The sequence below is a fragment of the Mesorhizobium sp. M4A.F.Ca.ET.050.02.1.1 genome, assembly GCF_003997725.1.
GTDB lineage: Bacteria > Pseudomonadota > Alphaproteobacteria > Rhizobiales > Rhizobiaceae > Mesorhizobium.
Map to the genome: position 1 here is coordinate 1 of NZ_RZSG01000444.1, position 4,999 is coordinate 4,999.

General features: G+C 63.3%; 5 protein-coding genes, 2 tRNA genes and 1 pseudogene. 3 read left to right on the forward strand and 5 right to left on the reverse strand.

Features of this window, described 5'->3' with window-relative positions; genetic code table 11:
- The coding region (locus EOA33_RS23985) for an SDR family oxidoreductase (RefSeq protein ID WP_127406749.1) at window positions 1-544 on the forward strand (544 nt) is incomplete at its 5' end.
- 63 nt (window positions 545-607) lie between these two features.
- Here EOA33_RS23985 and EOA33_RS23990 read toward each other — a convergent pair.
- Window positions 608-683 (reverse strand) — tRNA-Val (locus EOA33_RS23990).
- 218 nt (window positions 684-901) lie between these two features.
- Between EOA33_RS23990 and EOA33_RS23995 the strand changes: the two genes are divergently transcribed.
- Window positions 902-978 (forward strand) — tRNA-Asp (locus tag EOA33_RS23995).
- A 134-nt stretch (window positions 979-1,112) separates the two neighbouring features.
- On the opposite strand, the gene EOA33_RS24000 is transcribed toward EOA33_RS23995, so the two are convergent.
- The 4 genes from EOA33_RS24000 to ugpC form a co-directional block, all read right to left on the reverse strand.
- The gene (locus EOA33_RS24000; protein WP_127406750.1) at window positions 1,113-1,340 is read right to left on the reverse strand and encodes a hypothetical protein; all 228 of its coding nucleotides are present in this window, start codon (window positions 1,338-1,340) and stop codon (window positions 1,113-1,115) included.
- 501 nt (window positions 1,341-1,841) lie between these two features.
- Complete coding sequence (rbsK, locus tag EOA33_RS24005) at window positions 1,842-2,768, reverse strand: ribokinase (protein WP_127406751.1); 927 nt, start codon at window positions 2,766-2,768, stop codon at window positions 1,842-1,844.
- A 4-nt stretch (window positions 2,769-2,772) separates the two neighbouring features.
- Window positions 2,773-3,225, reverse strand: coding sequence for an RbsD/FucU family protein (locus tag EOA33_RS24010; protein ID WP_127406752.1), 453 nt, complete (start codon window positions 3,223-3,225; stop codon window positions 2,773-2,775).
- Window positions 3,226-3,255: 30 nt separating this feature from the next.
- Window positions 3,256-4,314 carry a sn-glycerol-3-phosphate ABC transporter ATP-binding protein UgpC gene (ugpC, locus tag EOA33_RS24015; RefSeq protein ID WP_127406753.1) on the reverse strand — a complete coding sequence of 353 codons (1,059 nt, stop codon included), beginning with the start codon at window positions 4,312-4,314 and terminating at the stop codon, window positions 3,256-3,258.
- Between the two features lie 277 nt (window positions 4,315-4,591).
- Here ugpC and EOA33_RS24020 point away from each other — a divergent pair.
- Window positions 4,592-4,999: pseudogene (locus EOA33_RS24020) on the forward strand (sugar ABC transporter substrate-binding protein); the annotation flags it as partial.

Here is a 4,999-nt window from a genome sequence, read left to right on the forward strand (position 1 = left end):
GCATGGCCGACTCGACATCCTGGTCCAGAATGCCGGGATTTATCCCTGGCAGCTGATCGAGAACACCAGCCCGGAGGACTGGGATAGAGTGATGGCGGTCAACCTGCGCGGCTCCTTTAATGCCACACGGGCTGCGCTCGTGCCGATGAAGGCGCAGCGGCATGGCCGTATGCTGTTCACATCTTCGATCACCGGGCCGCACGTGACCAGCCCCGGCCACGGCCATTATTCGGCGACCAAGGCCGGCATCAACGGGCTGATCCGTGCCGCCGCGCTCGAATTCGCCGGCTACGGCATCACCGTCAACGGCGTCGAGCCCGGCAACATCCTCACCGAGGCGATCGAGCTGCATCGCGGTGCTGCCTATATCCAGAACATGCAGGACTCCATACCGCTCGGACGGCTGGGCAGCCCGCGCGACGTCGCCAACGCCTTCCTGTTCCTCGCCTCGGACGACGCCAGCTACATCACCGGCACGACCATCGTCGTCGACGGCGGACAGCTGCTGCCCGAAGGCAAGGATTTTCGCCTGCTGCCGCCGTGATCGTTGGCGGGCGTGGCCGAACGGCGAGATTCGCGTCAGGTGACTGCTTGAAGATGGCTGGGATGGTGGGCGATGACGGGCTCGAACCGCCGACATCTTCGGTGTAAACGAAGCGCTCTACCAACTGAGCTAATCGCCCGCTCCGGGCCGGACCTTTAAGCAGTTAGGGCAGGCTTCGCAAGGCCAAATGAACAGGCGCCGCGTTGGCCGCGTGGCGGTTTTCCAGCGGAAAGAGGCGGTTGTCAAAAAACCTTCTCCAGTTTGCTGATAAGGTGCTTTGCCGCGCTTGACACCCGGTGGCGAACCCCTTATCCAGCGGCCCAACGACGAACACGGCTGATACGTGCTCGTCAGTGCGCGGGTGTAGCTCAGTCGGTTAGAGTGCCGGCCTGTCACGCCGGAGGTCGCGGGTTCGAGCCCCGTCACTCGCGCCATTTCTTCCAAGGGCTTAGGCCCGGCCCCTCCGAAAAAAGTTTGACCTTTCCGGCGGCGGAGGGTTGCAGCTTTTCAATATGATCCCGTCCGGGAGCCCTGCGCCGGCTACGCTGCAAGCCTGATCGCCCGCGCTTCACGCCGGGGGCGTGTAATTTGTCGATACCTGGGCCAGTTCAGTGCCTTCTGATGGCCGCTTGTAGATCAGGCGCACGACCAGACCGACATATCCAATCTGAAGAATGACTATCGCAAGAATGGCCCAACCGAGCGCTGTCCAGACAGAGCCGGTTTCGATTCCAACCCAGATAGCCGTGACGAACGACGTCACGAGCATACCCACTAGAAACTGAGGAAAATACATGGCTGCAGCACCCAAGGTTTGGCGATTCAGGCGGCCTTCTCAGTTGTCAAAGAGCCCGCCGCTCCATTGGCGGAGCGGCGGGGCCCCCAAATTTGCCCCCCGGCTGTCGGGGTACGATCGACCCCGAGCATTGCTGACATTGCAATCGCGATGCCAGAAATGATGACCCATTACGGGACACCCAAGCCAAAGGCGCAAGACGGGATCACCGATAAACATTATCTGTGGCTAATATGTCACCAGAGGCCAACGCGGAGAGGCCATTTGGGCAGGCTTGCTGGCCGCGACCCGGGTTGGCGTCGACAGGTCTATGCCGGTCCAACGACAGCAATAAGCAGATCTCCGAAACCGCCTTGAGAACGTTCGGCGCCCAGATGGTATTCCGGCATCCTGGCCGACCGGGAATGCCAGGATGGAGGACGCCACCCGATCGGCCGCCTTGATGCCTAGTGGCCCGACGACAATCCGGACCGGTGGGGTTGCACGCGACTCGGTCGGGAATTACCCCCTCGCCAGCAGCGCCTCGACTTCCTGCAATGTCGGCATCGACGGAGCCGTGCCAGGACGGGTCACCGAAATGCCGGCGACGGCGCACGCGAATCTCACCGCCTGCAGCGGCTCGACGCCTTTCGCCAGGGCCGCCGCGAGACCGCCGTTGAAGGCGTCGCCGGCGCCCGTTGTTTCCACAACCGGACCTGCACTGACGGCGCCGACGTGGTCGGAGCCGCTCTTCGTGTGCAGCAGCGCGCCCTTCTCGCCGAGCGTGATGATGACAGAACCGACACCCCTCGCCAGAAAACTGTCGGCGGCGCGGCGGGCATCGTCGATGGACGACACCTTGATGCCGGTCAGTTCCTCGGCCTCGGTCTCGTTGGGGGTGACGTAGTCGCAAAGCGCATAGATGCGGTCAGGCAGCCTCGCCGCCGGGGCCGGATTGAGGATGGTCGTCACCCCTGCCTCGCGCGCGATCTCCAGCGCCTTCAGCGCTGCCTCGATCGGCTGTTCGAGCTGGGTGATGAAGACGCCGGCCGAACGGATCAGGCCGGCATGGGCCTCGATGTCGGCGTGCGAGATGAGCATCGCCGCGCCAGGGCTGACGATGATGGCATTGTTGCCGCTGGTCTCCTCGACGAAGATATAGGCGGCACCCGTATAGCTCTCCGGCGTATCAATCACCGCCGCCTTCACGCCAGCCGCCTGCCAGGTGTGCTTGGCCATGTCGGCAAAAGCGTCGACGCCGAGCCGGGTCAGGAAGGTGGTGTCGGCGCCCAGTTTGCCGGCCGCGACCGCCTGGTTCGAGCCCTTGCCGCCCGGCCCCAGCTTGAAAGAGTTGCCGAGGATGGTCTCACCCATGCGCGGCTGGCGATCGGCGCGATAGGCGGTGTCGGCAACAAAGACGCCGAGGATGACGACAGGCTTCCCGGCCATCGCCCTACTCCGCATCCGGCGGAATGACGCCCTTGCGGAAGGCGAAACAGCCATAGAAGCGGCGCTCGCCGGTCTGGATGACGCAATAGGCCTTCTTGGCGCGCTCGTAGAAGGCGTAGCGCTCGATCGAGATCATCGGCCAGGGCTTGCCCTCGGCCTTGTCGATCTCCTTCTGCACCTCCTTCTGCACCGGCGGGATCTCGTCAGGATTGCCGACGATCTCCATGCGGGCGGCCGCGTCGTCGACGAAGCTGTCCAGCGGATAGAGCGACAGCACCGCCTTCACCACCTCCGCCGCCGGCGCGTCGATGCGCAGCAGATAGCCGAGCTCCGTCTGGCGAGCGACCGAATCGGCCGGGAAATTGGTGTCGCAGATGATCAGGTCGTCGCCGTGACCCATCGCCCGCAGTGCCTGGAGCACGTCGGCATTGAGCAGCGGATTGATCCCTTTGAGCATGGCAGTCCTCGCGAAAAATCTGTTGGGAAATCAGAGCCGGTTTCCGGTCTTTGCGTCGAAGAGGTGGAGCTGGTCGAGCCGTGGCCTGAGATGCAGCGTGTCACCCGGCTTGAAGTCGTGGCGCTCACGAAACAGCGCCACCATCTCGCTTTCGCCGAAGCGCACAAAGACCAAGGTTTCGGAACCGGTCGGCTCGACCACGGAAATCCTGGCAGCGACGCCGTCGGGGTGGATTTCGAGATGCTCGGGCCGCACGCCATAGACGACGTTTTGGCTATCCTTGGCCGCGCTGCCGGGGGCAAGCGGAAACGCGGTGCCGGATATGTCGACAACGGACTTGTCGCCCTTCCGCACGACGCCCTTCAGAAGGTTCATGGCGGGCGAGCCGATGAAGCCGGCGACGAAGAGATTGGCCGGCCGGTCGAACAGCTGCAGCGGCGCGCCGACCTGCTCGATGCGGCCGTCACGCATCACCACGATCTTGTCGGCCATGGTCATGGCCTCGATCTGGTCGTGCGTGACGTAAATGGTGGTGGTCTTCAGCCGCTGGTGCAGTTCCTTGATCTCGGTGCGCATCTGGACGCGCAGCTTGGCATCGAGGTTGGAGAGCGGCTCGTCGAACAGGAAGACCTGCGGGTTGCGCACGATGGCGCGGCCCATGGCGACGCGCTGGCGCTGGCCGCCCGAGAGCTGACGCGGATAGCGCTTGAGATAGGGCGCGAGATCGAGGATGTCGGCGGCGCGCTTGACCCGCTCGGCGACGATCGCCGGATCGGTCTTGCGCAGCTTCAGCGCGAAAGCCATGTTCTGCTCCACCGTCTTGTGCGGGTAGAGCGCGTAGTTCTGGAACACCATGGCGATGTCGCGCTTCGCCGGCGGCAGATTGTTGACGACGCGCTCGCCGATCGCGATCGTGCCGCCGGAAACGGTCTCCAGCCCGGCCACCATCCTCAACAGCGTGGACTTGCCGCAGCCGGAAGGACCGACCAGCACGACGAACTGGCCGTCGGCGATATCGACGCTGACATCGTGCAGGACCTTGACTGGTCCGAACGCCTTGGCCACATTGGTGATCGCGACTTGAGCCATCATCTCCCCTATCGTTTTCGGTGAAGCTAGCCATTGCCAACGGCAAGGGCAAGTCAGTATATTATAGATAAAAAGCCATTCCTGTTGACAAGGTAATCGATTACGCGAATAGTGGCGAGCGCAAAATCCGATGATCGGTGCTTTGCCGGAAATCGGATCTCCAAGCGACGCAGGGTGGGGTCCCACGTCCCCGTATGGTATAGGAGAAACGCAGACGTTTCGGCGTCCGGTAGGTTGGCACGTCAAATTCACGGCTTTTGTTCTGGGAGGAATGTAGATGAGAGTCGGTCTTTACGAAAAACTGGTCCGCGCGGGTGCCACCCGGCGTGACATTCTCAAGGGCGCGGCCAGCATGGCCGCGATTGCCGCGGCTTCAGGCGCCGGCCTCGGCGCACTGACCCGGCCGGCCGCCGCGGCCGACGATCTGCGCGCGCAGATCCTGCAGATTCCAGGTGTCGGCAAGGGTCAGCCGACGGACGCCGATTTCCAGAAGGTGGGCGAGCTCTGCCTCGAAGCGACCAAGGCCAATGTCAAGGAAGGCGAGTTCGCCGGCGTCGAGCTCACCTTCATGGGCCTCAACAACCAGAACCTGCACAACGTTCTGTTCCGCGGCTTCCTGAAGCCGTGGGAGGCCTATACGGGCGCCAAGATCAGCTGGATCGACCTGGCGCAGGCCGACTACAAC